A 23,742-nucleotide genomic window follows, 5' to 3' on the forward strand; every position below is an offset into this window, starting at 1 on the left:
TGGGCTTGGGCTTGGGCTTGGGCTTGGGCTTGGGCTTGGGCTTGGGCTTGGGCTTGGGCTTGGGCTTGGGCTTGGGCTTGGGCTTGGGCTTGGGCGGGGGCGACGTCGCGATGCAATGCAATGCGCCCCAGCCCGGCGACGGCGCAGCACGACGCGGCGCGGCGTCCTATATGTTTAGTTGGCCGTCACAGAACTGCGGCGTGCCGCTGCGACAGTCGGATCGTCCGGCTGTGGACGGTAGTTGAGGCGCGTCGACAGATCGACCGCTGCATTGCACACCGACGCAATCAGCGGCTCGCGTTCGCCCGCATCGCCGATATCCGAACGCGGCACGGTCACCGTCAACGCCGCCACGATGCGACCGGTCTGGTCGCGCACCGGCGCCGTGACCACAGAAATGCCCCGCTCGAACGACGCCTCGCTCACCGCGTAACCCAGCGCCGCGCTTTCGCGCACGCGCTCGTTCAGTTCTTCGACCGTGGCAGGCGTGCGGTCCGTAAAGCGTTCGAGTTGCGGCTCAGGATAAAGCTGGCGCAATTCCTCGTAACTCAGATCGCCCATCAACACCTGACCATGCACGGTGGCATGCGCCGGCAAACGCGTGCCGACGTGCACCTTGACCGAACTGAACATCGGATCATGTGCCTGCGCCTTCGCAACGAACACGACGTCGCGCTGATCGCGAATCAGCAGGTGCGTGCTGAGTCCGGTCGCGTCCCGCAGACGTTCGAGAAGCGGTGTGCCGACGTCGGTCAATTCGAGCGAGCTCAGATACTCGAAGCCCAGCCGCAACACCGCGACGCCCAGCCGGAAATGACGGTCGCCGTTTACGCGCTCCAGAAAACCGAGCGCTTCCAGCGTCTGCAGCAGGCGGAAGGTGGTCGTGCGAGGAATCCCGATGCGCTTCGATAACTCCGGCGCACCGAGCACCGGCTCACGGGCGGTGAATTCCGCGAGGATACGCAAGCCCCGCTCGAGGCCAGGCACAAGGTAGGTCGAGCCGCCAGCGCTCTCTTCGTCGGCGGTTTCGTTGAGGTCGACGGGAACCGCGGCCTCGTCCTGAGCCGTCGGCGTCTCGCCGCGCGGCCTGGCCGGTTTGCGTCCCGCTCCTGTCATGGTTTCTTTTGCCATATGCGGCTGTGGTTCGTACTGATCGTCTATAGGTCAGCATGATAGCGCGAAGCGTCGTGCGGAAATTTAGCCTCGCGCCTGGCAGGGCGCGCCGTGACGGCTTCAGGGAACGCGCCGCCGGTCATGCCTTGACCGTATCCGCCGCGGTCATCGACAATCGCGACCACAAAGAACCGCTATCCGCACGTGCGAAACGCGCCTGACACACAAAAAGAACATGTGCAGCGCCATCATTAGCAGATCGTCGACGAACACGTTTCACTGCTTCCGCAACAACGTCACGAAAACAAAACGCAAAGTACTCGCTGCCATGCGACCCGGATCACCGGGCCCGCACAAGCAGCCCCGACCTGAGGATCTAGCCAATGAATCAGAAGGACGATTTGCCCGTACCGCACGCGAACCCGGAGCTCGGCAACGACGACAGCCCCGACAATCCTGAACGCCGCCGGGTCCTCACCGGCATCGCGGCGGTTGGTTTCGGACTCGCGCTCGCCGGCTGCAATACGGAAGAGCAGGCGGCGGCCACGCCGAAGAGCGCCGCCGACCTCCGGCTCGACGCCGCGCTGCACGACCAGGTGCGCCATATCGTGGTGATTTACGCCGAGAACCGCAGCTTTGCGAATCTGTATGGCAATTTCCCAGGCGTGCAGCATCCGCTCGATGCGGTACCGGCAGAACGTTATGTGCAGCTCGACCGCGACGGCAAAACGCCGCTGCCGCAGTTGCCGAAGATCTGGGGCGGACTCGTCCCGCAGGCGCAGGAAGTGGACGGCAAGCGCTATATGATCGGCGAGAACGCGATTGTCGATCTGCACAACCGGCCATTCCGGATTCCCGATGCGCAGGGCGCGCCTTTGCCGAACGGCGTGATCACGCGCGATCTGTGGCACCGCTTCTATCAGAACCAGATGCAGATCAACGCCGGGCGCAACAACCAGTTCGTCGCGTGGGCCGATTCCGGCGGGCTGGTGATGGGGCACTACCGCAATTCCGCCGACACCCTGCGGATCTGGAATCTCGCCCAGCAGTACACGCTGTGCGACAACTTCTTCATGGCGGCCTTCGGCGGCTCATGGCTGAACCATATCTTCCTGATCTCCGCGCAAGCGCCGCTGGTGCCGGACGTGCATACCAGCGCGGCCAAGGCGTTTGTGTCCGTGGTCGAAGGGGACGATCCGATCGGTGCGCGGCTGAAGCTTGCCTCGACTTCGCCGGCGTCGGCGCTCGACGGCCCGCCCAAGTTCGTCAACGACGGCCTGTTCACGCCCGACGGTTACGCCGTCAACACCATGGCGCCGCCGTACCAGCCGAGCTTCGTCGCGCCGGCGGCCGGCGGCAATCCGGCCTTTGCCGATCCGTCGAATCCGCGCGTGCTGCCGCCGCAAAACTACGCGACGATCGGCGACCGCCTGTCGGACAAGGGCGTCGATTGGGCGTGGTACGCCGGGGCGTGGCAATACGCGCTCAATCATCACGACACGGGCGATGTGCCCGACTTCCAGTACCACCATCAGCCGTTCAACTATTTCGTCAGCTACGCGCCGGGCACCGACGCGCGCCGTCAGCATCTGCGCGATGCCGGCGTGGGCGACGACGCTTCCACCAACCGCCTGATCGCCGATATCGAAGCCGGCCGCCTGCCTGCCGTCACGTTCTACAAGCCGCAGGGCAATCTGAACATGCACGCGGGGTACGCGGACGTCGAATCGGGCGATCGCCATATCGCCACGGTAATCGAGCATCTGCAGCGCGGGCCGCAATGGGCGAATACGGTGGTGATCGTCACTGTCGACGAAAACGGCGGCTGGTGGGATCCCGTGTCGCCGCCGAAGGGCGACCGCTGGGGGCCGGGATCGCGCATTCCGGCGCTGGTGGTTTCGCCGCTGGCGAAAAAGGGCTACGTGGATCACACCGTCTACGATACCAACTCGATCCTGCGTTTCATTAGCCGGGTGCACGGCCTGGCGCCGCTTGAAGGAGTGGTCGCACGGGACCGCGCATTCGCGCAAAACGGTCTTGCGCCGTTGGGCGATCTAACCGGAACGCTCGATCTCGCTTGAGATGGATGTGATGGCCCCGCTGACTCAGGCGGGGCCGTGAATTTATGCGCGTAAACTGGTAAGTGGGCACTCGCCTCCGCGGTGACCCACGCTCAGTTGAGATCCTTCACTAACGCGGCCCGCACTCGCGGCTCGATGGTTTGCGTGGGCACCGGATAATTCGGATGGTCGCAGCCGATCTGCAACGCCGCCCCGTCGCGTAGCCGCGCTTTGATCGCCGGCGTGAATTCGAAGCGTACGAAGTGCACGGCTGAGGTCTTCTGATCGTTGTCGCGTTCCAGATCCTCGTCGGCAATCGCATAGACCGGCGGCTCGCCCTCCACCTGCATGAAGACCCGGTCCTCGATGCCGATCAGCCGCGCCAGCGCCGCTTGCCGTTCGATTTCGTTTTCGTACTCGATCTGCATGGTCGCCTTCAGATTGCTGCCGTCCGGCACCAGCGGCAAATACGCGTTCAGCTCTCCCTGAATCCCGTCCTCGTCGAAAATTTTCTCGATGTGGAGCATTTCCTGAATCTGATAGCGGATCGTCGTTTCGTCTTCGAACAGGAACGTGACATGGTTGCCGAGCGGCACGGTGCGATCCTTCTTGTGCTCGATCACCCGGGCGCGCATCGCGATGCGCGATTTCGAATAGTTCTCGAGCGACAACAGCGAGTTGCGGGCGATACTCATCAGGAGTCCTTCCAGTCAGTGAGGGTTATCAGAGGCCGTAGGCCTTGCGCAGCAGCGTGAGCGGATGCGCAAGCTGTCCTTTCGACAGGCCGTTTTCGTCGAGCCCCTGTTCGATATGATGGCCTGCCAGCTGGCAATCCGACGAAATGTAGTCGGGATGCGGCTGCGCCATCGCCTTGAAGACCGGCGTGCCGATCTGCATCGCCGTGCGGTGGAACTCCTTTTTGACGCCGAACGTACCGGCATGCCCGGAACAGCGTTCGACTACGGTGACCTGGGTATCCGGCACCAGCGCCAGGGTCTCGGATGTTTTACGACCGATGTTCTGCACCCGCGCGTGACACGGCACGTGATACGACACTTTGCCGAGCGCGGTCTTGAAGTCGGTTTTGAGAAGTCCGTCACGATGACGCGACACGAAGTACTCGAACGGATCCCAAAACGCCTCGCTGACGGCGCGCACGTCGGCGTCGTCCGGGAACATCAGCGGCAACTCGTGTTTGTACATCAGCACGCAACTCGGAATTGCGCCGATGATCGCGTAGCCTTCACGCGCGTATTTCGCGAGCACCGGCAGGTTCTTGGCCTTTTTATCGGCCACGCCCTGCAGGTTGCCCTGCTCGAGCAACGGCATGCCGCAGCATGCCTCGCTCTTCACCAGTTCGTAAGCAATCTCATTGTGTGCGAGCACGGCGAGCAGATCGTGGCCGATCCCCGGCTCGTTGAAATTCACGTAACAGGTGGCGTAGATCGCCACTTTGCCGGGGGTGCGCTCTCCATCGCGCACTTGGGTAGTGGCCGGCGATTTCTTTGCGGCACTGCGAAATTTGCGCGGCGCAAAATCGGGTAGCCAGGCGTTCCTGTCGACGCCGAGCGCGCTCTCCATGATGCCGCGCGCCGCCGCCGTGCGATTCACCGCGTTCACCGTCTGCGTGACCACCGGAATGCCGGCGAAGTGCCCGAGCGCATCCGTGTTCGAGAGAAACTTGTCGCGCAGTTTGACGTCGCCCTTTTTGTAATCGACAGCCTTGGCGCGCAGCATCAGGTGCGGAAAATCGACATTCCACGGATGCGGTGGAACATAGGGGCACTTGGTCATGTAGCAGAGGTCGCACAGGTAACACTGATCGACCACCTTGCCGAACTCGGTCTTGTCGACCTCATGCGCTTCGCCGGTATCCGTGGCGTCGACGAGATCGAACAGCGTGGGGAACGCGCCGCACAGCGAGACGCAGCGGCGGCACCCCGCGCAGATGTCGAAGACGCGCGCCAGCTCCTGGTCAAGCGCCTCCTGATCGTAGAACGCATCCGAAAGCCAATCGAGCGGATGCCGGGTGGGCGCCTCGAGGCTGCCTTCTTTGTGGGGCATGGAGTCAGACTCCTTGAATGCACACGAACGGGAGCCTGCGGACCCTTTCCGCAAGCTCCCATGGCCTGTTTCAATGAGGCGGCACTTGCGCCGCTGCGTATCGTGTCAGTCGACGAGTGCTTCGAGCGCCTTCGTATAACGATTGGCGTGGCTGCGTTCGGCCTTTGCCAGCGTTTCGAACCAGTTGGCGATTTCGTCGAAGCCCTCTTCGCGCGCCGACTTCGCCATTCCCGGATACATGTCAGTGTATTCGTGGGTTTCGCCGGCAATCGCCGCCTGCAGATTTTGCCGCGACGAACCAAACGGCAGTCCGGTGGCCGGGTCGCCTACCGCTTCCAGATATTCGAGGTGGCCGTGCGCGTGACCGGTTTCGCCTTCGGCGGTCGAGCGGAACAGTGCCGCGACATCATTCTGACCCTCGACATCGGCCTTGGCTGCGAAATACAGGTAACGACGGTTCGCCTGCGATTCGCCGGCGAATGCTGCCTTCAAATTCTCCTCGGTCTTCGAACCCTTGAGTTGCGACATCTGAGCCTCCATGCAAGCTTATAGCAAGCGATATTGTGGGGCGCGCGAGGTAGACGAGCGATCGTCTGGGTAGCTGCCGGGCAGACGCGCGTGGCTGCGCCGCATCTTTAAATCTAGAAGCTGCGGCAGACGTTCCCCAATTGTGTTTTTCAATGCCGTCGATAGTCGTTGACCTTGCATAACGCGAGCCTCCGTCTAGACTGGTAGTGCATCACTTCGCACTCTGTGTAACGGAACTGCCATGCGTTTGACGATTCTCATCAACGGTTCCGATCCCACCGTCAATCACGACTACGCTGTGTTATGGCTCGACACCGATGAGCGCCGGTGGTCGAGAGAAGCGCATCAAGGGATCGATCTGCCCCCGTGGGGCGAAATGCACGACACCGACGGTGTCACGACGCTTTGTGCGCCGAGTACCGACGCGCCGCTCTGTACGCTGCGCGGCCTGCACGTCGACCGCAAGCAACGCGTGAGTTCCGCCGAGGGCTCGGCCGCGTGGACCGCTGTCCATGCGCGGGCGCCGGCGACCGGTTATTGGCGTTTGCAAGCTGTCGACCGTCAACCGGTCCACGCGGAACATCGCATCTTCGACAACTAGGCGTCGATATACGCCTTAGATAAGCGGGCCAGGTCGTCGACCAGTTTTCTTCTTCCGCGCATGCTGCAATGCGGCGGGCGCGTTTGCCTACCGCATTCGGACAACACTCGCTGAAACCCCGCGGGCGACGCTATACTTTTGCCCCCCCCCGTTTCCTTCGATGTCCAACTCATGAAGAAGTGGTTTGCCTCGCTGTTATTCGTCGTCGCGGCTCACGCGATGGCGGCACCCTCCTGCACCGAATTCACGCCCAACGCGCAGTGGCCGGTGCTGGTCAATCCGAAGATGGCGCCGAAGACGCGCATGCTCTGCTACGCCGACTTCGCCGTCCTGCATTCGGGTATCACGCATGGCCCGCTGTGGTCCGCGGAACATCTCACGCGCGACCACATTGAAGCCGCGCAGGACATGGTGCGCACCAACAAGTTTTTCGAAGACGCGCGATTGCCCGACGGCGAAGGCGCAACGCTCGCCGACTACAAACGCAGCGGCTACGATCGCGGCCACATGAGCCCTGCCGGCAACCGCTGGAATCCGCAGGCGATGGCGCAATCGTTTTCGCTGGCGAACGTCGTGCCGCAGAATCGCGAGAACAATCAGCGCCTCTGGGCACGCATCGAAACCGCCGTGCGCAACATCGCGCTTCGGGACGACGATACGTACGTCGTGACCGGCCCGATGTTCAGCGGCGAGCAGTTGCAAACCATCGGAGCGACGCGCGTCTTCGTGCCGACGCAGTTGTTCAAGCTCGTGTACGTGCCGTCGAAGCAGATGGCGTTTGCCGTCGTGGTCGACAATGTCTCGACTAACCGCTACACCCTCACCACCGTTCACGAACTCGAAGCGACGAGCGGCATCCGCTTTCCCGGCATTCCCGAGTCGTTGAAGGATCAGCGTCCAGGAGGACTCAAAGGTGTTTAACGCTTTCTCGAACGACGACGACGTCCTCAACATTCAGGGCGACGCGCTCACCGTGAGCAACGGCACGACGCGCGTCACGCTGAGCGGCACGCTGGCGCTGACGAAGGACCAACGCGGCCTGAAGGCTGCGCTCGCGTTGAAACAGGCGCTCGACAGTATTGTCAGCGCGTTGCAGGCGCAGGCTGACCTGCCTCAGCGGATCAAGGACGAACCCGACGCCAAACCCGGCAGCGTCGACAATCCGTTCAATTGACCATTCCTTAGACGTATCAGTACGGCGGTGCGTCGCTGCCTGCGTGCCGCCTCGCGACCGGAGCGTTTCGGACTGTCAACAGCGAAAAACGGCCATCACCCCCGATTCCGCAAAGCGTTAAGTGCGCTACCACACAGAAGCGCACGTTTTGCGGACGTACCTTCCACTGATCCCGCTTGGGCCGAACCTTAGCCGAGCCTCAGCCGGGCCTCTCCGCCAAACAGGCTGCAAGGGTAGTGATGAAGGGACCGAATCATGAATGCGCCGATTGACTCTCTGCAAATCGGCATGCGCCGCCCGTTGGCGCGCCCCGACGGCCTCGACCGAATGCTTCAGACAATGGCCGCGGCTTTGCCCAGCCAAGGTGTCAACGTACGCGATCCGCGCACCGTCGTGCCGACCGCGCCAGCCTCCTCCAGTGCCACGCTGCAGACCTTCGTCAATGCGCAGGCGAATCTCGGCCGGATGCTGCGGCGAAACTCCGCGCGGCCAGGCACGCCCGAACCGGAACGCAAACCCGACGTCGTCGCGTTGCACTTCGCCCCGCACGCCGCGCCGACGCTCGGCAAATTCGGCAAAGTACCGCGCGTCGTGCATTTTCATGGCTCGTGGGTTGACGAGCATAGTGCCGAGCGCGGAGCTGCTTTATTGAGCCCGTTGCGTTACGGTCTGGAGCGAATGGTGTATCGCGGCGGCACGCGGCATATCGTGCTGTCGCGCGAGTCCGGCGACCTCCTGCATATGCGCTACCGGATACCGGAAGAGAGGATCCGCGTGGTGCCGGGCTGTGTCGATACCGCGCGTTTTGCGCTGCGCGTCACCCGAAAGCAGGCGCGCAAGCGTCTCGCGATACCGCAGGACCGGCCGGTTCTGCTGTGCGTGCGACCGCTCCTGCCGGGCATCGGACTCGAGGACCTGATCGATGCGATCTTTGTCGTCAAGCTGACCGTGCGCGACGTGTTTCTGGTCATCGCCGGCGCCGGACCGGAGTTCGACATGCTTTACGCACGCATCGTCGCGCGCGGCCTGGAGAACCAGGTGCGTCTCGCGGGCTTCGTCGCGGACGATGCCTTGGCGCAGTACTATCGCGCCGCCGACGTGACGGTCGTACCGACCGTCGCCATGAAAGACTGTGGACTGACGGCCATCGAATCGCTTGCCGCCGGCACGCCAGCGCTGGTGACGGCCGTTGGCGGTGCCGCGGAAGCGGTGGCGCCGCTATCGGATCACCTCGTGCTGCCGTCGGGCGATTACAAGGCGCTCGGCACCGGTATCGCCGATGCACTGCTCGGCGTACGTGTCATGCCCAGCGCCGATGCATGCCGCCGTTATGCGCGCAAGCATTTCGATCATTCGGTGGTGGCGGCCCAGATCGCCCGGGTCTACCGGGATGCCATAGAGGCGTATTGACGAATCGGCAGCTTCCCGGCTTCCGTTTTCATTTTGCAATCCGTATTATTTCTCACTTCCCCCTTCCATATTCAGCACAGCGCTTCTCCATTTCTTAAGGAAGACTTAAATCGTCACACCTGTGAGGTGTGGATGCATCTTCATTCTTCCTGGAAGCGTTTGTTTCCGCGGTTACGTTTTGTCACCAGAGCAGCGTCAACTCCTGTGATCCGGCTAGCGTTAAACCGGCAGCGCTGAACCTTTTCAGCCGCGACATAAGGAGTTAGACCATGAAGACCATTTTCGCTGCGCTCGCGTCCGCCCTGCTCGTTTCGACGGCCTTCGCACAAACTGCTGCACCGGCGATGTCAGGCGATCAACAAACTCAAGCGGCTGGCCAGGCCAATCTCAAGGCTGGCGGCGCCACGTCCACGGATGCGGCGAAGACCGACACAGCGGCCAAGCAAGCCAGCACGTCCACCGAGAAAACCGAAGCGAAGGTTCACGCCAAGAAGAGCGGCGCCGCTCGCGTACAAAAGACTCAGGCGCATAAAGTTAGCAAGACGAAACATGCTTCAGTTGCCAGCACCGAAAAGACCAAGGCCACGGGGGATAGCAGCAAAGAGGCCAACACTGCGCCGGTCAAAACCGACGGCGCCAAGACCGACGCCACCAAGACCAATTAAGGTGATCGGTCGTCGGCACAATCCGGCCGCTGTGTCGTTATAGTCGAAGCCGAATATGCCGTTGGGGAGGGCGAGTCCTTGGACTCGCTTTTTTTGTTTGGCGTCTGATAGATAGCATGGCGAATTATTTTGGGCTTACGTGCTTTTATTCGCCTCAGGAATGCGCTTCAGGCATTCGCCGCAGGATCGGCCTGCGCCGCGAGTTTCTTCGCATCGACGATTTCGATTTCCGCATACCGCAGTTGCACCGCACCCTGTGCCTCGAACTGCTTGAGAACCTGATTGATGGTTTGCCGCGACAGCGCCAGCATCATCGCGAGATCTTCTTGCGGCACCTTCAGCACACGCCGCAACACGCCCGGCTCGCCGTAGCCGCCGGCCATCAGCAGCAAGCGGCGCGCGATGCGCTGTGCCGCCGGCAACAGCGCGGCTTCTTCAATGGCGTCGAACGCAAGACGCAGCTTTTGTGTCAACAGCAAGCCGAAACAATGCCAGTACTGCGGCGAGCGCTCGAGCAGCACCACCAGTTCCGCGCGCGGCAAGTGAAACAGGAGCGAATCGCGTTCGGCATACGCATCGTGCGTTCGCGCACCGCCGTCGAACAGCGCGATCTCACCGAACCAGTTGGCCGGCTCGATCACTGCGAGTAGCGCCTCCTTGCCGGCGAAACTCGCGGCGCTGATGCGCATGAGGCCATCCAGTACGCAGTAGAGTCCGTCGTCAGGGTCGCCACGCATAAACAGGCGCTCGCCTGCCTGCAGGCGCTCCATGCGACCAAGCTGGACCAGTTGCGTGCGCAACGTCTCGGGTGCGGTGCGAAACCACGCGCTGCGTCCGAGCACCGCAAGCGGCTCATTCATGGGAGAAGACGAACTCATAGGCTGGCACCGTGCGAAACTGAAATGCGGAGATTGTCGGCTACCCGAAGGTTTGAAATCGGCTTGACCGCGATTATGATGACTTTCATCGAGGAGCGTCACCCATGAGAACGCTGACCCAGCAACTGACCCAGTACGCGGCCTACCACCGTGACCGGCGCAATATCGCCACGCATTTCGTCGGCATCCCGATGATCGTGCTGGCGCTTGCGGTGCTGCTAAGCCGTCCTGCATGGATGGTGGCCGCGTTACCGATGCCACTCTCGCCCGCATGGGTGTTGTTTGTAGTGGCGACGCTCTACTATCTCGTGCTCGATGTGTCGCTGGGCCTGATGATGGTCGTCTTCTCGGCGCTATGCCTCGCGTGCGGCCAGTGGCTCGCCGCGCAATCCACGCTGGCCTGGCTCGCAACCGGCGTTGGCCTCTTTGTGGTCGGCTGGGTGTTTCAGTTCGTCGGCCACATGGCTTACGAACATCGCAAGCCGGCTTTCGTCGACGATCTCGTCGGTCTGCTGATCGGTCCGCTGTTTGTGCTGGCCGAAGTGTTGTTCGGTTTTGGCTGGCGCCCGGCCCTGCAGCACGCGATCGAAGCCGAAGTGGGTGCTACGCGCATCAATCCGGACCGTGCGGCAGCGCACCATGGGCAATAACGCGTCCTGCCGCGTGGGCCCAATCAAACACCCACAGTTGCGCGCCGAGCAGCGCCGCGCTGACGGCGAACCCGAGACCCACGCGCGGCTCGCTCACGGCACGCGCAACCAGTTGCCTTAGCAACGGTAAGCGCTGCCGCAACGCGAACAGCGTCGACGCGCACGCGGAAAGCGCGATTCCGCGTCCAGGTTCATACTGGTTCATGGGACAGACGGCCTCGGGGCAGCAGATGCGGCGAGCGCGGCATGCTCGCACGCATGCGCGGGCCACGTTGCGCGAAGCAACGCGGCGCAATGTGGTGTCATGGGAAGTCGGTCTCTCAAGCGTGCAGCGCATCGTGTACGGCGCTGCTATTCGTCATTCGTTTCAATTTGATGAAGCAAGCCGGCATTCCAGACGGGTTGACATCGAGACGCCGCGCGCGCCGGCAATTAGTCGTGCACGACGGTCTGCGATGAACTAGAACATAACTTCACGCGTGCGCCGATCTCACAGCACGCCGCCGCAGGAAGCGCGCGCAAGCGCAGTTCTTGCTTGATCATCCCGGCCTGTCCGGCGAATACGCCATCCATGCGGACCCGAAGTCCGCTCGTCCTGGACGTGTGCGACGCAGTCGAATGTCGCGCACACCAACACCCAGTCCCTGACAGAAAACCGTCACCAGAACGTGAAAAACGGAGCAAGCATGACTCAGCCAGCCCTATCGCAGGATGTCTCGCCCGATTTCGCCGCCGAGGTTCGCGCCGGACTCACCCACACGCCGCAGAAGGAGTTGCCCTCCAAGTATCTGTACGACGAAGTCGGCTCTGCGTTGTTCGAAGTGATCACGGTGCTGCCCGAATACGGTGTGACGCGCGCAGAGGAACGCCTGCTTACGAAGCACGCCGCGGACATCGTGGCGCAGCTTCCGCACGACGTCACTGTCGCCGAACTTGGCAGCGGCAGTGGCCGCAAAACGCGGCGGATTCTTGAAGCGCTGTGTAAAAAGCGGCCCACTTCTTACTGCCCGATTGAAATTTCGCGCACCGCGTTGCAATTGTGTCGGCGCGAGCTGGGCGACATCGAGCGCATTTCGATTGTCGGTTATGAGCGCGATTACCTGGCGGGTCTCGCCGAAGTCAGCAAGAAGCGCGCATCCGGCGAGCGTCTGCTGGTGCTGTTTCTCGGCAGCACGATCGGCAATTTCAGCCGGCTCGCGGCGACGCGCTTTCTGCGCGCCATCCGCAGCATGCTGGCCCCCGGCGACGCGTTGCTGCTCGGCACCGATCTGGAGAAACCGGTCCCGGTCCTGGTGGCCGCGTACGACGATGCGATCGGCGTCACCGCGTCCTTCAACCTGAATCTGCTCGCGCGCATCAACCGCGAACTGGGCGGCGATTTTCCGCTCGACGCGTTTCAGCACGTAGCGCGCTTTAACCCCGACGCACGCAGCATTGAAATGCATCTGCGCGCGCGCCGTCCGGTCACCGCCCATATCCGGGCCGCGCAATTGACGGTGACGTTGGAGGAAGGCGAAACGGTCTGGACCGAAAGCAGCCACAAGTACCGCGCCGAAGAAGTCCCCGCGATCGCCGACGACGCCGGCTTCGCGTGCAGCCATCAGTGGGTTGAACGCGAGTGGGGCTTTGCGGAGAGCCTGCTGGTCGCGCAGTAGGAGCGCATGACGCACTGACGGCTTGCGGCGCCGTCAGTGGCCGCGTAGCACGCTCAGTGCTGCTCGAAGCGTTCGTAACGTTTGTCCGTGAAGCGCTCTTCGCCGGCCACTTCGCTCACGCGGGCGGCCGGCGGCCCGTGGCGCAGCCACGAGAGCATCCGGTCGACCTGATTGGCCGATCCCTGCAAGATAGCTTCGACCGAGCCATCCTCAAGGTTGGCCACCCATCCTTTGATGCCGAGCGCGTGCGCCTGGCGCACCGTCGCGTGACGGAAACCGACGCCTTGCACGACGCCGCGAACCCGCACGTAATAGGTTTCGATCCGCGAATCCAGATCCGGGCCTGTCATACCGTCCTCTCCTAACGCAAATCTTTCAAGCCGGCATTCTAGTCGCGTCGTGGCGAGTTTGCCTGGAACGCGTTGGACTCGCGCGACGCGACACGCGGTGCACGCCCCACGTACAATCCGACGACCGCCACGCAGGGAATTGGAAAAGAATGATGGATCAGAACCGCGATCTCGTACTCGTCACAGGGGCCTCCGGCTTTGTCGGCTCGGCCGTGGCGCGCATCGCGCAACAGAAGGGCTTCAACGTCCGCGTGCTGGTGCGCGCCACCAGTCCGCGCCGCAATGTCGAGGCGCTCAACGCGGAAATCGTCGTCGGCGACATGCGCGACGAAGCGTCGATGCGCGTTGCGCTGCGCGGCGTGCGCTATCTGCTGCACGTCGCCGCGGACTATCGGCTGTGGGCGCCGGATCCAGGCGAAATCGAACGCTCGAATCTGGAAGGCACCGAGGCGACCATGCGCGCGGCTCTCAAGGAAAGCGTCGAGCGCATTGTCTACACCAGCAGCGTAGCCACGCTGAAGGTGACGAGCTCCGGCCAGTCGGCCGACGAGACGTCGCCGCTGAAGGCCGAGCAGGCCATCGGCGTCTACAAGCGCAGCAAGGTGCTGGCCGAGCGCGCGGTGGAGCGGATGATCGCCGAGGACGGGCTGCCCGCCGTGATCGTCAATCCTTCGACACCGATCGGCCCGCGCGACGTGAAGCCCACGCCGACCGGCCGCATCATCGTCGAAGCGGCGCTCGGCAAGATTCCGGCTTTCGTCGACACCGGGCTGAACCTCGTGCATGTCGACGACGTCGCGGCCGGGCACTTCCTCGCGCTCGAACGCGGCAAGATCGGCGAGCGCTATATCCTCGGCGGCGAGAACCTGCCGTTGCAGACGATGCTCGCCGATATCGCCGCGCTCACCGGACGCAAGGCTCCGACCATCAGCTTGCCGCGCTGGCCGCTCTACCCGCTCGCCATGGGTGCGGAAGCGGTCGCGAAGATCACGAAGCGCGAACCGTTTGTGACGGTCGACGGTCTGAAGATGTCGAAGAACAAGATGTACTTCACGTCCGCGAAGGCGGAACGCGAGCTCGGCTATCGCGCGCGGCCCTACCGCGAGGGGCTGGCCGATGCGCTCGAGTGGTTCAGGCAAGCGGGGTATCTGAAGGCGTGAGGACGGACCGCCCAACGGACCCGCAAGCACTTTGTTACAACGTCGTCCGACCCGCGGCGGGTCAAAGCCCGCGCGCAACAGGTAAAATCGCGGGTCTTACCAGAGAATCCTCGCATGAACCTTCACGAACAGCTCGGCGCGCTTGAAGTGGGCGTCGATCAGCTCATTCAGGCTGTCGTGGCCCCGCAGGCCCAAAGCATCCCCGAGACACCCGCAGCAACAGCAGCGCCAGAGGTGTCTGCCGCGATCACCGCGAGCGAAGACACGCCGGCCCAGGCGGAGCCCGCAACGCATGCGGCGGCAGAAACCGAGGCCGAAACCGTAGCTGAAACAACCGAAGCCGCCGCTGTTGCACCGGCTGAAGAAAAGCCCACCTTGTCGATTGGCCGGCCCACGCAGAACGTCATCACCATGACGATCGGCGGCAAGACCGTGTCGCTCCATCCGGAGCAGGTGGGTCAGTTGATCGAAGAACTGTCGAATGCGCGCGCCTCGATGACGCCGGAGCCGGCGATGGGCGTGCCGCCCGGCTGGCGCTTCGTGTCGACGAAGAATCCCGCGCTGGCCGTGCAGAAGCACTCGAACGGCGATCGCCTGCTGATCATGCGCCATACCGGACACGGCTGGGTGCCGTTCACGTTCTCGCCGGATAACGTGATCCAGATGTACGCGCTACTCACGCAGCGTTGATGCGAAAGGCGGCGCTTCGTGCGCCGCTATGAGCGAGGTCCGCTGCGGACCGCGCGCAAGGCCTTCGCCTCGCACGCCGCCCAGAGTGCGCGTTCGGCTACCGCGCCGCCCACTCACCGATCCTGTTGCACCGGCGCCTGCACGCGCGCCTTCCACTGACCGCCCTTGCCGCGCCAATAGCGCACCGCGGACGCAAAGGTAGCGCCGACATAAAACAACGCCACCAGCGGCAAGAACGGCGCCCACAGCGGCGAGCGACCGTAATAGCGCAGCATCGGCGCATACGCGCAGCACATTGCCGCCCATGCGAGCCACGCCGGCAAGCCGCGCGGCCCGAGTTCCAGCGCGGCCACCGGCGGGATCAGATAGATGATCGCCATGCCCGCCAGCGTGCCGGCCAGCAGCCATGCGGAGTAGTGCAACTGCGTGAAGGCCGTGCGCGCGATCATGTTCCAGATCTCGCGCCAGTTGTCGTACGGACGCAGTGAGACGCTACGCGCCGCCACATCCAGACGGATCGGATGACGTCCCTCGCCACGATGCTTGATGCGCGCGGCGAGACTGCAATCGTCGATCAGCTCGCCGCGAATCGACTCGATGCCGCCCGCTTCTTCCAGCGCCGTACGCCGCACCAGCATGCAGCCGCCGGCCGCCGCGGCTGTCTTGTTGCGTGGGTTGTTGACCCACGAGAACGGATACAGCTTGGCGAAGAAGAACACGAAGGCCGGAATCAGCGCCTTTTCCCAGAACGAATCGCAGCGCAGGCGCACCATCAACGACACCAGATCGCGCTGTTCGGCGTCGGCGCGAGCGACGAGTTGCGTCACGGCATCCGTGGGATGGCCGATGTCAGCGTCCGTCAGCAAGAGGAAGTCGGCTGGCAGACCAAGCGTGCGCACGGCTTCGATGCCTTGCGACTGCGCCCACACCTTGCCCGACCAACCCGACGGCAGCGGCTTGGCACTCAGCACCGTCAGGCGCTCGGGACATTGAAGCGCCAGCGCCGCGGCACGGGCGGCGTCGGCGGTGCCGTCGGTGCTGTGGTCGTCGACCACGATCACGTGGAACGGCCCCGCGTACGCTTGCGCGAGCAGGGTGCTGACCGCCTCGGCGATGACGTCGGCTTCATTGCGGGCCGGCACCACGGCGGCGACGGCCGGCCACGCATCGCGTGACGTGTTCGCGAGCGGCGTAGCGGGGCGGGCTCGCCAGAAACCGCCGCGGGCAAACAGCAGCACGCACCAGATCAACAGGGAGAGACACGACAGACCAAACAGAACCACCTGCATTACGCGTTGCCCTCAATCGAAGTGACGCGTACACCGACGCGCCGGGACAGCCACATTGCGAGCGCGCGCGTTGTGACGACAAACCAGTCGAAGCCGTCGAGCGCCGGACGGCGACGGAACACGTCATAGCCGGCCTGCTCGATGCGCTCGAGAATGCGCAAACCGCCGTGGACAATGCCGCACAGCACCAGCCCCGCGCGTCCGGGGATGCGCAGCGCGAGTGGCGCCCCGCGGACCAGCATGGTGCGGGCGTAAGCGACCTCATAGGCCATCAGTGCGCGCCATGCGTCGTCCGCGGTGCCGTTGGTCATGCGGGCTTCGGTGACGTTAAAGCGCTCGAGGTCGCTTTGCGGCAGGTAGATGCGGCCGCTTTTCAGGTCGATCGCAATGTCCTGCCAGAAATTGATCAGATGAAGCGCGGTGCAGATCGTATCGGAGTCGGCCAGATTGGCCGGCGTTGCCGCATTAAACAGGTGCAGCATCAGTTGCCCCACCGGGTGCGCGGAGCGGCGGCAATAATCGAGCAGGGCCGGCTGGTCGGCGAAGCGGGTGGTGTCGATCTCCTGATCGAGCGCCGAGACGAGGTCGTAGAACGGCGCGAGCGGCAATTGATACTGCGCGACCACGCCGGCCAGCTTGCCGAACAGCAGCGGATGCACGGGCGCGAGGTGGCCGCTTGCCACGGCGTCGAGCCCGGCGCGGAAATCGGCGAGGCGCGCGTGACGCTCCGCGGCGCTCCAATCGCCTTCTTCAACGATGTCCGCGGCCGTGCGGGCGACCTGATAGATCACGCCGACGGGCAGACGGAGCGCCTTCGGCAGCAGCACACTGGCGATCGGTAAGTTTTCGTAGTGATCGGCTTCCATACGGCGAGCCTCGAATACATAGGGTAATGCGGTTGTAAGCAATAACCGCAGGACCCTATAGTTTAAGGGTTCCGCAGGGCGACTGCAGCGCGACTGCAGCGTGCAACGACTGCTGGACGGCCCCGACAGGCCGCCTGGGACGGGGATCGGCCAGAGCAAAGCGCGCCCGATAGCGTTAGAATGCGCGTTTGGTTTTCGTCTACCGGCTTTGCGCCGGTTTTTAGACATCAATTATTATCAATGTCGCGGCGATAAAGTCGTTTATATCGACTTCCTCGAAACCTGCGTCAGTCGGAGTTCGGCAGCCTATGCGAGTCATCCTTGCTCAACCCCGTGGTTTTTGTGCGGGGGTGGTCCGGGCGATCGAAATCGTCGATCGCGCGTTGCAGCAACACGGGGCACCCGTGTATGTGCGTCACGAAATCGTCCACAACCGTCACGTGGTGGACAACCTGCGTCAGAAGGGGGCGCGCTTTGTCGAAGAGCTCGACGAGGTGCCTGAGGGCGCGGTGGCGATTTTTAGTGCGCACGGTGTGGCCCAGACTGTCGAACGCGACGCGGAGCAGCGCGGGCTCGATGTGCTCGACGCGACCTGTCCGCTGGTCACCAAGGTACATGTGCAGGGGCGCCAGTACGTGGCGGCCGGCCGCACACTGATACTGATTGGCCACGCGGGGCACCCGGAGGTCGAGGGCACGATTGGTCAGATACCGGGCAAGGTGTTGCTGGTGCAGAGCGAGGCGGAGGTGGCGCATCTGGAATTGCCGCTGGACGCGCCGCTAGCGTATGTGACGCAGACAACGCTTTCGGTCGACGATACGCGGGGCATCATTGATGCTTTGTTGCGGCGGTTTACCAATATCGTTGGGCCGGATACGCGGGATATTTGCTATGCCACGCAGAATCGTCAGGCGGCTGTGCGCGAGTTGAGCACGCAGGTTCAGGTGTTGCTGGTGGTGGGCGCGACGAATAGTTCGAATTCGAACCGCTTGCGGGAGATTGGCAGCGAGACCGGGGTGGCGAGTTATCTGGTTGCCGATGGGTCTGAGGTGAAGGCGGAGTGGTTTGCCGGCGTGCAGACTGTTGGGATTACCGCTGGCGCGTCCGCGCCCGAGGAAATGGTCGAGAACGTTATTGATGCGCTGCGCGCGCTTGGGCCTGTTGATGTCACCACTATGGCCGGCCGCGAGGAGAAGGTTGAGTTTAAGCTGCCCGCTAAGTTGATGCAGCCGCTTGCTGCTCGGGAAGTTTAAGGTCGAGGTTTTTTGTTTTGTCTGGCTGACGGCTTTTTTTTGCCTGCGGGGCCTTGGTTTTGCGCTGTGGTCTTAGGGTGTTGGCCTTTCCTTGCTTTGTTAGTGGTCTATTAGCTTCGCCCCTGTGCGGGGCGGCACTTACTTTCTTTGCCGCCGCAAAGAAAGTAAGCAAAGAAAGCGGGCTCACACCGCTAGCGTTTAGTGAGCCGTCCCGGTCTACCACCGGGAACGGCCCAACACGAGACCCGTTCTCGCTCCATTCCCCTCAGTGACAAAGCACTCATCCGCTCCAGCGTCGCGCTTCGCGCCCCGCCGTCAGGCATAGCGCCTTCTGCGTGTTCCGTAGGATGTCTAACTTTCTCTGGCCAGCCCTAATCCGAAACGGCGGAATCGCCGACGGTTCTGCAGTGTTTACTTAGCCCGGCACTTCCGGCAAGGCGCGCCATCCGAGGCGGACCCATCCGCAAAGCACGAAGTGCGAAGCGGGATGGATGAGCGCTGTGTCACGAACGAGGGAAATGCGAGAGACCGTCTTGTCTCGGACCACTTCGTGGTCACATGAGAGGTGGCTCACTACGGGCTGGCGGTTGCAGCCCGCTTTCTTTGCTTACTTTCTTTGCGGCGGCAAAGAAAGTAAGTGCTGCCCCGCACAGGGGCGAAGCTAATAGACCACTAAGAAATCAAGGAAAGGCCAACACCCTAAGACCACAGCGCAAAACCAAGGCGCCGCAGGCAAAAAAAGCCGTCAGCCAGACAAACAAAAAATGCTACCCCGCACTCCGAGCATTATGCTCAGTCAAAAACTTAATAAGCCCATCAACCCCGCCTTTAGAGAGCTGATCCGCAAACTGCGTCTGATAAACCTGAATGAGCCAGGCGCCCATCATATCGATGTCATAGACCTTCCACCCGGAATCCGTCTTCTCCATCCGATACCCGACAGAATCATCCCCACCATTGCTAATCACATGCGACTGCACGACGGCATCCTTGCCCCCCGCCACGACGCTAGCCGGCGCAAACTTGAACGTCACGTCCTGATCCCGCAATTGCGCCAATGAAGCCGCATACGTCCTCACCAGCAACGTCTGGAACTGCTCGTACAACTGCTTCTGCTGCTCCGGCGTCGCCGTGGTCCACGCCTTCCCCACCGCAATCCGCGTCGTACGCTGAAAGTCCGTAGCAGGCACAAAATGTGTTACCACCACCTGCGTGATTTTGCCCATGTCGCCCGCGCGCGCCTGGGGATCAGCCTTCATCGCGCTGACCGTGCCCTCAACCGCGTTCTTCACCACCGCATCAGGGGCAGCTTGCGCAAAAGCCGTAGTGGAAACCACCGCAGCCGCCAGAAAAGCAGACAGATAACGTTTCATAAGCTCATCAGGACAGTAAAAATGACCACTGGATGACCCGCTGGGCCACGCTGAAAGCCAGTATACCGATTTTGGACGTTCAGCCGCGCCCCATAACCTGAGCCAATCAGCCCCACCTCGGTATACTTATGCCCTTATGCCAAAAACGCCATCCGTGACAGGGCCCAACTCCCCTACATGCTGAAGTCATCTATCGTCCGTCTCGTCGCCTGGTCGGTGAGCCGCCCACTGCGCGTCATCGTGGTCTCGCTGATCCTCGCGGTCCTGAGCGGCTATTACGTTGCCGCCCACTTCAAGATCAATACCGACATCAGCCGTCTCGTCGAAAACGATCAGGCCTGGTCCTCCCTCGACGACGCCATCGACAAGGCATTCCCCCAACGCGGCCAGACCGTGCTCGTCGTCGTCGAAGCCCGCGCCCCCGAATTCGCCGACGCCGCCGCCAATGCCCTCACCGCCGCGCTGAAAAGCCAGTCCAAGGAATTCGTCGCCGTCACCCAACCGGCCGGCGGCTCGTTCTTCGAGCACAACGGCCTGCTGTTCCCCTCGCTCGATGACGTGCAGTCCACCACCGGCCAACTCGTTCAATCGCGTCCCCTCGTCAACGCGCTAGCCAAAGATCCCAGCCTGACCGGTCTCGCAGGCGTCCTTACCACCAGTCTGCTGCTGCCGCTGCAACTCGGCCAGGTGAAGCTCAGCGATATGAGCCACCTGCTTTCGCAAAGCGCCGACGTGCTCGACCGTGTACTCGCCGGCCAGCCCGCCGCCTTCTCATGGCGCGCGCTCGTCGACAAGGACGTCTCCACCAACCCGGCGCGCGCCTTCATCACCGTGCAGCCGGTGGTCGACTACGGCGCGCTCGAACCCGGTGCGCGCGCCTCGGCCGACATCCGCGCCACCGCGGCATCGCTCGACCTCGGCGCCCACTACGGCGCGTCGATCCGTCTGACCGGCGAGCAGCCGCTCGCCGATGAAGAATTCGCCTCGGTGCAGGACGGCGCCGCGCTCAACGGCATGATCACCTTCGTCGTCGTGCTGATCATCCTGTGGCTCGCGTTGCGCTCGGGACGCATGATCGTCGCCGTGCTGATCACGCTGTTCGTCGGCCTCGCCATCACGGCTGCGCTCGGTCTCATGATGGTCGGCGCGCTCAACATGATTTCGGTCGCCTTCATGGTGCTGTTCGTCGGGCTCGGGATCGACTTCGGGGTGCAGTTCGGCGTCAAGTACCGCGAAGAGCGCAATCGCGACGACCGTCTGTCCGCTGCGCTCGTCAATACCGCGCACACCATCGGCGTGCCGTTGACGCTCGCCGCCGTCGCGGTCGCCGAGGCGTTCTTCTCGTTCCTGCCCACTGCCTACCGCGGCGTGGCCGAGTTGGGGCAGATCGCCGGCGTCGGGATGTTCGTCGCCTATGCGACCAACATGACGCTGTTTCCGGCACTCCTGAAGATCTTCAACCCGCCAGGCGAAGCCGCCGCGCCGGGTTTCAAGCAACTGGCGCCCGTCGACGATTTTCTCGACCGCAATCGCAAGCCCGTGCTGATCGGCACCCTCGTGGTCGTGATCGGCGCCCTGCCGCTGCTCACGCATCTGCGCTTCGATTTCAATCCGTTGCATCTGAAAGATCCGCATACGGAATCGATGGCAACGCTGCTCTCGCTGAAGGACTCGCCGGAAGCGGCGGTCAATAACGTGCATGTGCTGGCGCCTTCGCTTGCGGCGGCGGATCAGATCGAGGCGCATCTGAAGAAACTGCCGGAAGTGGGCCGCGTCACCACGTTGAGCACCTTCATCCCCACCGATCAGACGCAAAAGCTCCTGCTGATCAATAGCGCGGCGCAGCAGTTGCTGCCGGCGCTGACGCAAACGCCCGCGCCGCCGTCGAGCGACACGTTGCGCGTCGCAGCATTGAAGCGCGCGGCAAACCAGTTGGTGCTCGCAGCAGAGGACCATCCGGGTCCGGGCGCGGCGGAGGCCCAGCATCTTGCCGCGACGCTGCAAAAGCTCGCCGCCGCTAGCCCCGCCACACGCGACCGCGCCGAAACCGCAATGGCCGGCACGCTGAAGATCGCGCTTGCGCAACTCGCCGCGCTGCTGCAGCCCACTGAGATCACGCGCGCCAGCTTGCCGCCGGAGATCTCGCGCGACTGGGTCTCGGCGGACGGCCACGCGCTCGTCGATATCGCGCCCAAGGTCGCGCCCGGCGCCGACCCCGGCGACGATGCGATGCTGCGCCGCTTCGCCCGTGCCGTGAAGGCCGCAGAGCCTGGTGCGATCGGCGGCACGATCTCGATCCTGCATTCCGCAGACGTCATCATCAAGGCCTTCCTGCAAGCCGCGGGCTGGGCGCTGCTGACCATCACCATCCTGCTGTGGCTCGCGCTGCGGCGCCTGAGCGACGTGCTGCGCACGCTGATCCCGCTGCTGGTGTCGGCGCTGGTGACGCTTGAATTGTGCGTTGTGTTCGGCATGCCACTTAATTTCGCCAACATCATCGCGTTGCCGCTTATGCTGGGCGTAGGCGTCGCGTTCAAGATCTACTTTGTCATGGCATGGCGCAACGGGCAGACCGGCCTGCTGCAGTCGAGCCTCACCCACGCCGTGATGTTCAGCGCCGCTACCACCGCGACTGCGTTTGGTAGCCTCTGGCTGTCGCATCATCCGGGAACGTCGAGCATGGGGCGGCTGCTTGCGCTCTCCCTCTTCTGCACACTGATCGGTGCCGTGGTGTTTCAACCCGTCTTGATGGGTAAGCCGCGCGCGCGTCGCGCATCAAAAGAAAAGCAAGGAATCACGAAATGAAGATGCGAACCACCGCCCTGGCCCTGCTCGTTGCAGGTGTTGCCACAGGGTGTGCGACGGGTCCCGACCGCAAGCCCGGCGACCCGCTGGAGCCGATGAACCGCCAGATCTTCAAGTTCAACGACGCGCTCGACCGGACGGTGGCGCAGCCGGTCGCGCGGGGCTATCAGAAGGTCACGCCACAACCGGTCCGCCAGGCCATCAGCAACTTCTTCTCGAACCTCGGGGACCTGGGCAACGCGGCGAACAACCTGCTGCAGTTGAAGATCACCGATGCCACCGAAGACATCATGCGCTTCGCCATGAACTCGACGTTCGGGCTTGGCGGGCTGCTCGATTTCGCCACGCCCGCAGGACTGCCGAAGCACCACGAGGACTTCGGCCTGACGCTCGGGCGCTGGGGCGTGCCGGCCGGTCCTTACCTCGTGCTGCCGCTGTTCGGTCCGAGTTCGGTGCGCGACAGTACCGGTTACGTCGTCGACTTCCGCTTCAACGTGATCCACTACATGAAGCCGGCGGTGCGCAATCCGATGTACATCGCCCAGTTCATCAGCGCGCGTGCCGACCTGCTCGGTGCGTCGGACCTGTTGCAGGCGGCCGCGCTCGACAAGTATTCCTTCGTACGGGACGCTTACACGCAGCAACGTGTCTCGCTGATCCGGGGTTCGGGTTCGAACGCCGCGCCACTGCCGAATTATGGCGATCCGGGCGCATCCGACGGCGCAAGCACGGCACCGGGCGCGTCGGGTACCGCGCCGGCTGGTTTGCCGGACTACACCGATCCGGGCGATACGTCGGCGCCGGCCGCACCGGCCAATGGCGCGTCGGGTACGGCACCCGCGGACTTGCCGAACTACACGGATCCGGGCGATTCGGCGGCGCCGGCCAATGGGGCGTCAAGCGCCGCGCCGGCGGCTCCGGCGAGCCCTGCCAGTAACGCCGCTCAAGCGGCCCAGCCTGCGGTAAGCGCGAGTTCGCCGAAGGCAGCGAGCGCAGCGGCAGCCGCGGCGGCTGCATCCGCCGCCTCTGCTGTTGCTGTGCCGGTTCCGGTCAAGTAGCCAGCACTCGCACCATGCAAAACAGCCCGACCGGTTCACACCGGGTCGGGCTGTTTCGTTTCAGTGATCGCAAGCGCACGGTCTGAGCGACACCAACCAA

General features: G+C 63.2%; 23 protein-coding genes. 13 read left to right on the plus strand and 10 right to left on the minus strand.

Going from position 1 to position 23,742, the window contains the following annotated elements:
• Window positions 1-174: 174 nt before the first annotated feature.
• On the minus strand, window positions 175-1,131 hold the full coding sequence (locus P3T42_RS30050) for an IclR family transcriptional regulator (RefSeq protein ID WP_074293879.1): 957 nt from the start codon (window positions 1,129-1,131) through the stop codon (window positions 175-177).
• A 365-nt stretch (window positions 1,132-1,496) separates the two neighbouring features.
• Between P3T42_RS30050 and P3T42_RS30055 the strand changes: the two genes are divergently transcribed.
• A complete protein-coding gene (locus P3T42_RS30055) occupies window positions 1,497-3,194 on the plus strand; it encodes an acid phosphatase (protein WP_429308100.1) in 1,698 nt (565 codons plus the stop codon).
• Window positions 3,195-3,286: 92 nt separating this feature from the next.
• Here P3T42_RS30055 and P3T42_RS30060 read toward each other — a convergent pair whose 3' ends face one another.
• The 3 genes from P3T42_RS30060 to P3T42_RS30070 all read right to left on the minus strand — a co-directional run bounded on the left by P3T42_RS30060 (window position 3,287) and on the right by P3T42_RS30070 (window position 5,765).
• On the minus strand, window positions 3,287-3,868 hold the full coding sequence (locus tag P3T42_RS30060; protein WP_074293881.1) for a DUF3501 family protein: 582 nt from the start codon (window positions 3,866-3,868) through the stop codon (window positions 3,287-3,289).
• Between the two features lie 28 nt (window positions 3,869-3,896).
• The gene (locus tag P3T42_RS30065) at window positions 3,897-5,237 is read right to left on the minus strand and encodes a heterodisulfide reductase-related iron-sulfur binding cluster (RefSeq protein ID WP_074293882.1); all 1,341 of its coding nucleotides are present in this window, start codon (window positions 5,235-5,237) and stop codon (window positions 3,897-3,899) included.
• Between the two features lie 105 nt (window positions 5,238-5,342).
• Window positions 5,343-5,765 (minus strand): rubrerythrin family protein, encoded by a 423-nt coding sequence (locus P3T42_RS30070; protein ID WP_074293883.1) that lies wholly within the window; start codon window positions 5,763-5,765, stop codon window positions 5,343-5,345.
• Window positions 5,766-6,006: 241 nt separating this feature from the next.
• On the opposite strand from P3T42_RS30070, the gene P3T42_RS30075 reads away from it, so the two are divergent.
• The 5 genes from P3T42_RS30075 (at window position 6,007) to P3T42_RS30095 (ending at window position 9,615) form a co-directional block, all read left to right on the plus strand.
• A complete protein-coding gene (locus tag P3T42_RS30075; RefSeq protein ID WP_074293884.1) occupies window positions 6,007-6,366 on the plus strand; it encodes a DUF3564 domain-containing protein in 360 nt (119 codons plus the stop codon).
• 171 nt (window positions 6,367-6,537) lie between these two features.
• A complete protein-coding gene (locus tag P3T42_RS30080) occupies window positions 6,538-7,287 on the plus strand; it encodes a DNA/RNA non-specific endonuclease (RefSeq protein WP_429308101.1) in 750 nt (249 codons plus the stop codon).
• Window positions 7,280-7,540, plus strand: a complete 261-nt coding sequence (locus tag P3T42_RS30085; protein ID WP_074293886.1) for a hypothetical protein — start codon at window positions 7,280-7,282, stop codon at window positions 7,538-7,540. Before P3T42_RS30080 ends, P3T42_RS30085 begins: the two co-directional genes overlap by 8 nt.
• Before the next feature lie 255 nt (window positions 7,541-7,795).
• Window positions 7,796-8,950, plus strand: coding sequence for a glycosyltransferase family 4 protein (locus tag P3T42_RS30090; protein WP_429308102.1), 1,155 nt, complete (start codon window positions 7,796-7,798; stop codon window positions 8,948-8,950).
• Window positions 8,951-9,219: 269 nt separating this feature from the next.
• Window positions 9,220-9,615 (plus strand): hypothetical protein, encoded by a 396-nt coding sequence (locus P3T42_RS30095; RefSeq protein WP_074293888.1) that lies wholly within the window; start codon window positions 9,220-9,222, stop codon window positions 9,613-9,615.
• Window positions 9,616-9,782: 167 nt separating this feature from the next.
• On the opposite strand, the gene P3T42_RS30100 is transcribed toward P3T42_RS30095, so the two are convergent.
• Window positions 9,783-10,493 carry a Crp/Fnr family transcriptional regulator gene (locus tag P3T42_RS30100; RefSeq protein WP_429308103.1) on the minus strand — a complete coding sequence of 237 codons (711 nt, stop codon included), beginning with the start codon at window positions 10,491-10,493 and terminating at the stop codon, window positions 9,783-9,785.
• 104 nt (window positions 10,494-10,597) lie between these two features.
• On the opposite strand from P3T42_RS30100, the gene P3T42_RS30105 reads away from it, so the two are divergent.
• Window positions 10,598-11,143, plus strand: a complete 546-nt coding sequence (locus P3T42_RS30105; RefSeq protein WP_074293890.1) for a DUF962 domain-containing protein — start codon at window positions 10,598-10,600, stop codon at window positions 11,141-11,143.
• Here the strand turns inward: P3T42_RS30105 and P3T42_RS30110 are convergent.
• A complete protein-coding gene (locus tag P3T42_RS30110; RefSeq protein ID WP_429308104.1) occupies window positions 11,106-11,348 on the minus strand; it encodes a hypothetical protein in 243 nt (80 codons plus the stop codon). The genes P3T42_RS30105 and P3T42_RS30110 overlap by 38 nt on opposite strands.
• 481 nt (window positions 11,349-11,829) lie before the next feature.
• Here P3T42_RS30110 and egtD point away from each other — a divergent pair, with 481 nt between their 5' ends.
• Window positions 11,830-12,798: an L-histidine N(alpha)-methyltransferase gene (egtD, locus tag P3T42_RS30115; protein WP_429308105.1), complete on the plus strand. Its 969-nt coding sequence runs from the start codon at window positions 11,830-11,832 to the stop codon at window positions 12,796-12,798.
• Between the two features lie 53 nt (window positions 12,799-12,851).
• Here the strand turns inward: egtD and P3T42_RS30120 are convergent, their stop codons facing one another.
• Window positions 12,852-13,148, minus strand: a complete 297-nt coding sequence (locus P3T42_RS30120) for an acylphosphatase (protein WP_074293893.1) — start codon at window positions 13,146-13,148, stop codon at window positions 12,852-12,854.
• Window positions 13,149-13,297: 149 nt separating this feature from the next.
• On the opposite strand from P3T42_RS30120, the gene hpnA reads away from it, so the two are divergent.
• Together hpnA and P3T42_RS30130 are read left to right on the plus strand one after the other, a co-directional pair.
• Window positions 13,298-14,308 carry a hopanoid-associated sugar epimerase gene (gene hpnA, locus P3T42_RS30125; RefSeq protein ID WP_429308106.1) on the plus strand — a complete coding sequence of 337 codons (1,011 nt, stop codon included), beginning with the start codon at window positions 13,298-13,300 and terminating at the stop codon, window positions 14,306-14,308.
• Window positions 14,309-14,422: 114 nt separating this feature from the next.
• Window positions 14,423-14,998, plus strand: a complete 576-nt coding sequence (locus P3T42_RS30130) for a hypothetical protein (protein ID WP_429308107.1) — start codon at window positions 14,423-14,425, stop codon at window positions 14,996-14,998.
• 113 nt (window positions 14,999-15,111) lie between these two features.
• On the opposite strand, the gene P3T42_RS30135 is transcribed toward P3T42_RS30130, so the two are convergent.
• The gene (locus tag P3T42_RS30135; RefSeq protein ID WP_074293896.1) at window positions 15,112-16,287 is read right to left on the minus strand and encodes a glycosyltransferase; all 1,176 of its coding nucleotides are present in this window, start codon (window positions 16,285-16,287) and stop codon (window positions 15,112-15,114) included.
• The gene (gene hpnC / locus P3T42_RS30140) at window positions 16,287-17,153 is read right to left on the minus strand and encodes a squalene synthase HpnC (RefSeq protein ID WP_074293897.1); all 867 of its coding nucleotides are present in this window, start codon (window positions 17,151-17,153) and stop codon (window positions 16,287-16,289) included. The genes P3T42_RS30135 and hpnC overlap by 1 nt, the downstream gene beginning before the upstream one ends.
• A 308-nt stretch (window positions 17,154-17,461) precedes the next feature.
• Here hpnC and ispH point away from each other — a divergent pair, with 308 nt between their 5' ends.
• A complete protein-coding gene (gene ispH, locus P3T42_RS30145; protein WP_074293898.1) occupies window positions 17,462-18,406 on the plus strand; it encodes a 4-hydroxy-3-methylbut-2-enyl diphosphate reductase in 945 nt (314 codons plus the stop codon).
• Window positions 18,407-19,173: 767 nt separating this feature from the next.
• Here ispH and P3T42_RS30150 read toward each other — a convergent pair.
• Window positions 19,174-19,779, minus strand: coding sequence for an MlaC/ttg2D family ABC transporter substrate-binding protein (locus tag P3T42_RS30150; RefSeq protein WP_074293900.1), 606 nt, complete (start codon window positions 19,777-19,779; stop codon window positions 19,174-19,176).
• Between the two features lie 177 nt (window positions 19,780-19,956).
• Between P3T42_RS30150 and P3T42_RS30155 the strand changes: the two genes are divergently transcribed.
• Both P3T42_RS30155 and P3T42_RS30160 read left to right on the plus strand, forming a co-directional pair.
• Complete coding sequence (locus P3T42_RS30155) at window positions 19,957-22,584, plus strand: MMPL family transporter (protein WP_429308108.1); 2,628 nt, start codon at window positions 19,957-19,959, stop codon at window positions 22,582-22,584.
• Window positions 22,581-23,642 carry an MlaA family lipoprotein gene (locus P3T42_RS30160; RefSeq protein WP_074293902.1) on the plus strand — a complete coding sequence of 354 codons (1,062 nt, stop codon included), beginning with the start codon at window positions 22,581-22,583 and terminating at the stop codon, window positions 23,640-23,642. Before P3T42_RS30155 ends, P3T42_RS30160 begins: the two co-directional genes overlap by 4 nt.
• Window positions 23,643-23,742 lie beyond the last annotated feature (100 nt).

Source organism: Paraburkholderia sp. GAS38, assembly GCF_050434965.1.
GTDB lineage: Bacteria > Pseudomonadota > Gammaproteobacteria > Burkholderiales > Burkholderiaceae > Paraburkholderia > Paraburkholderia phenazinium_A.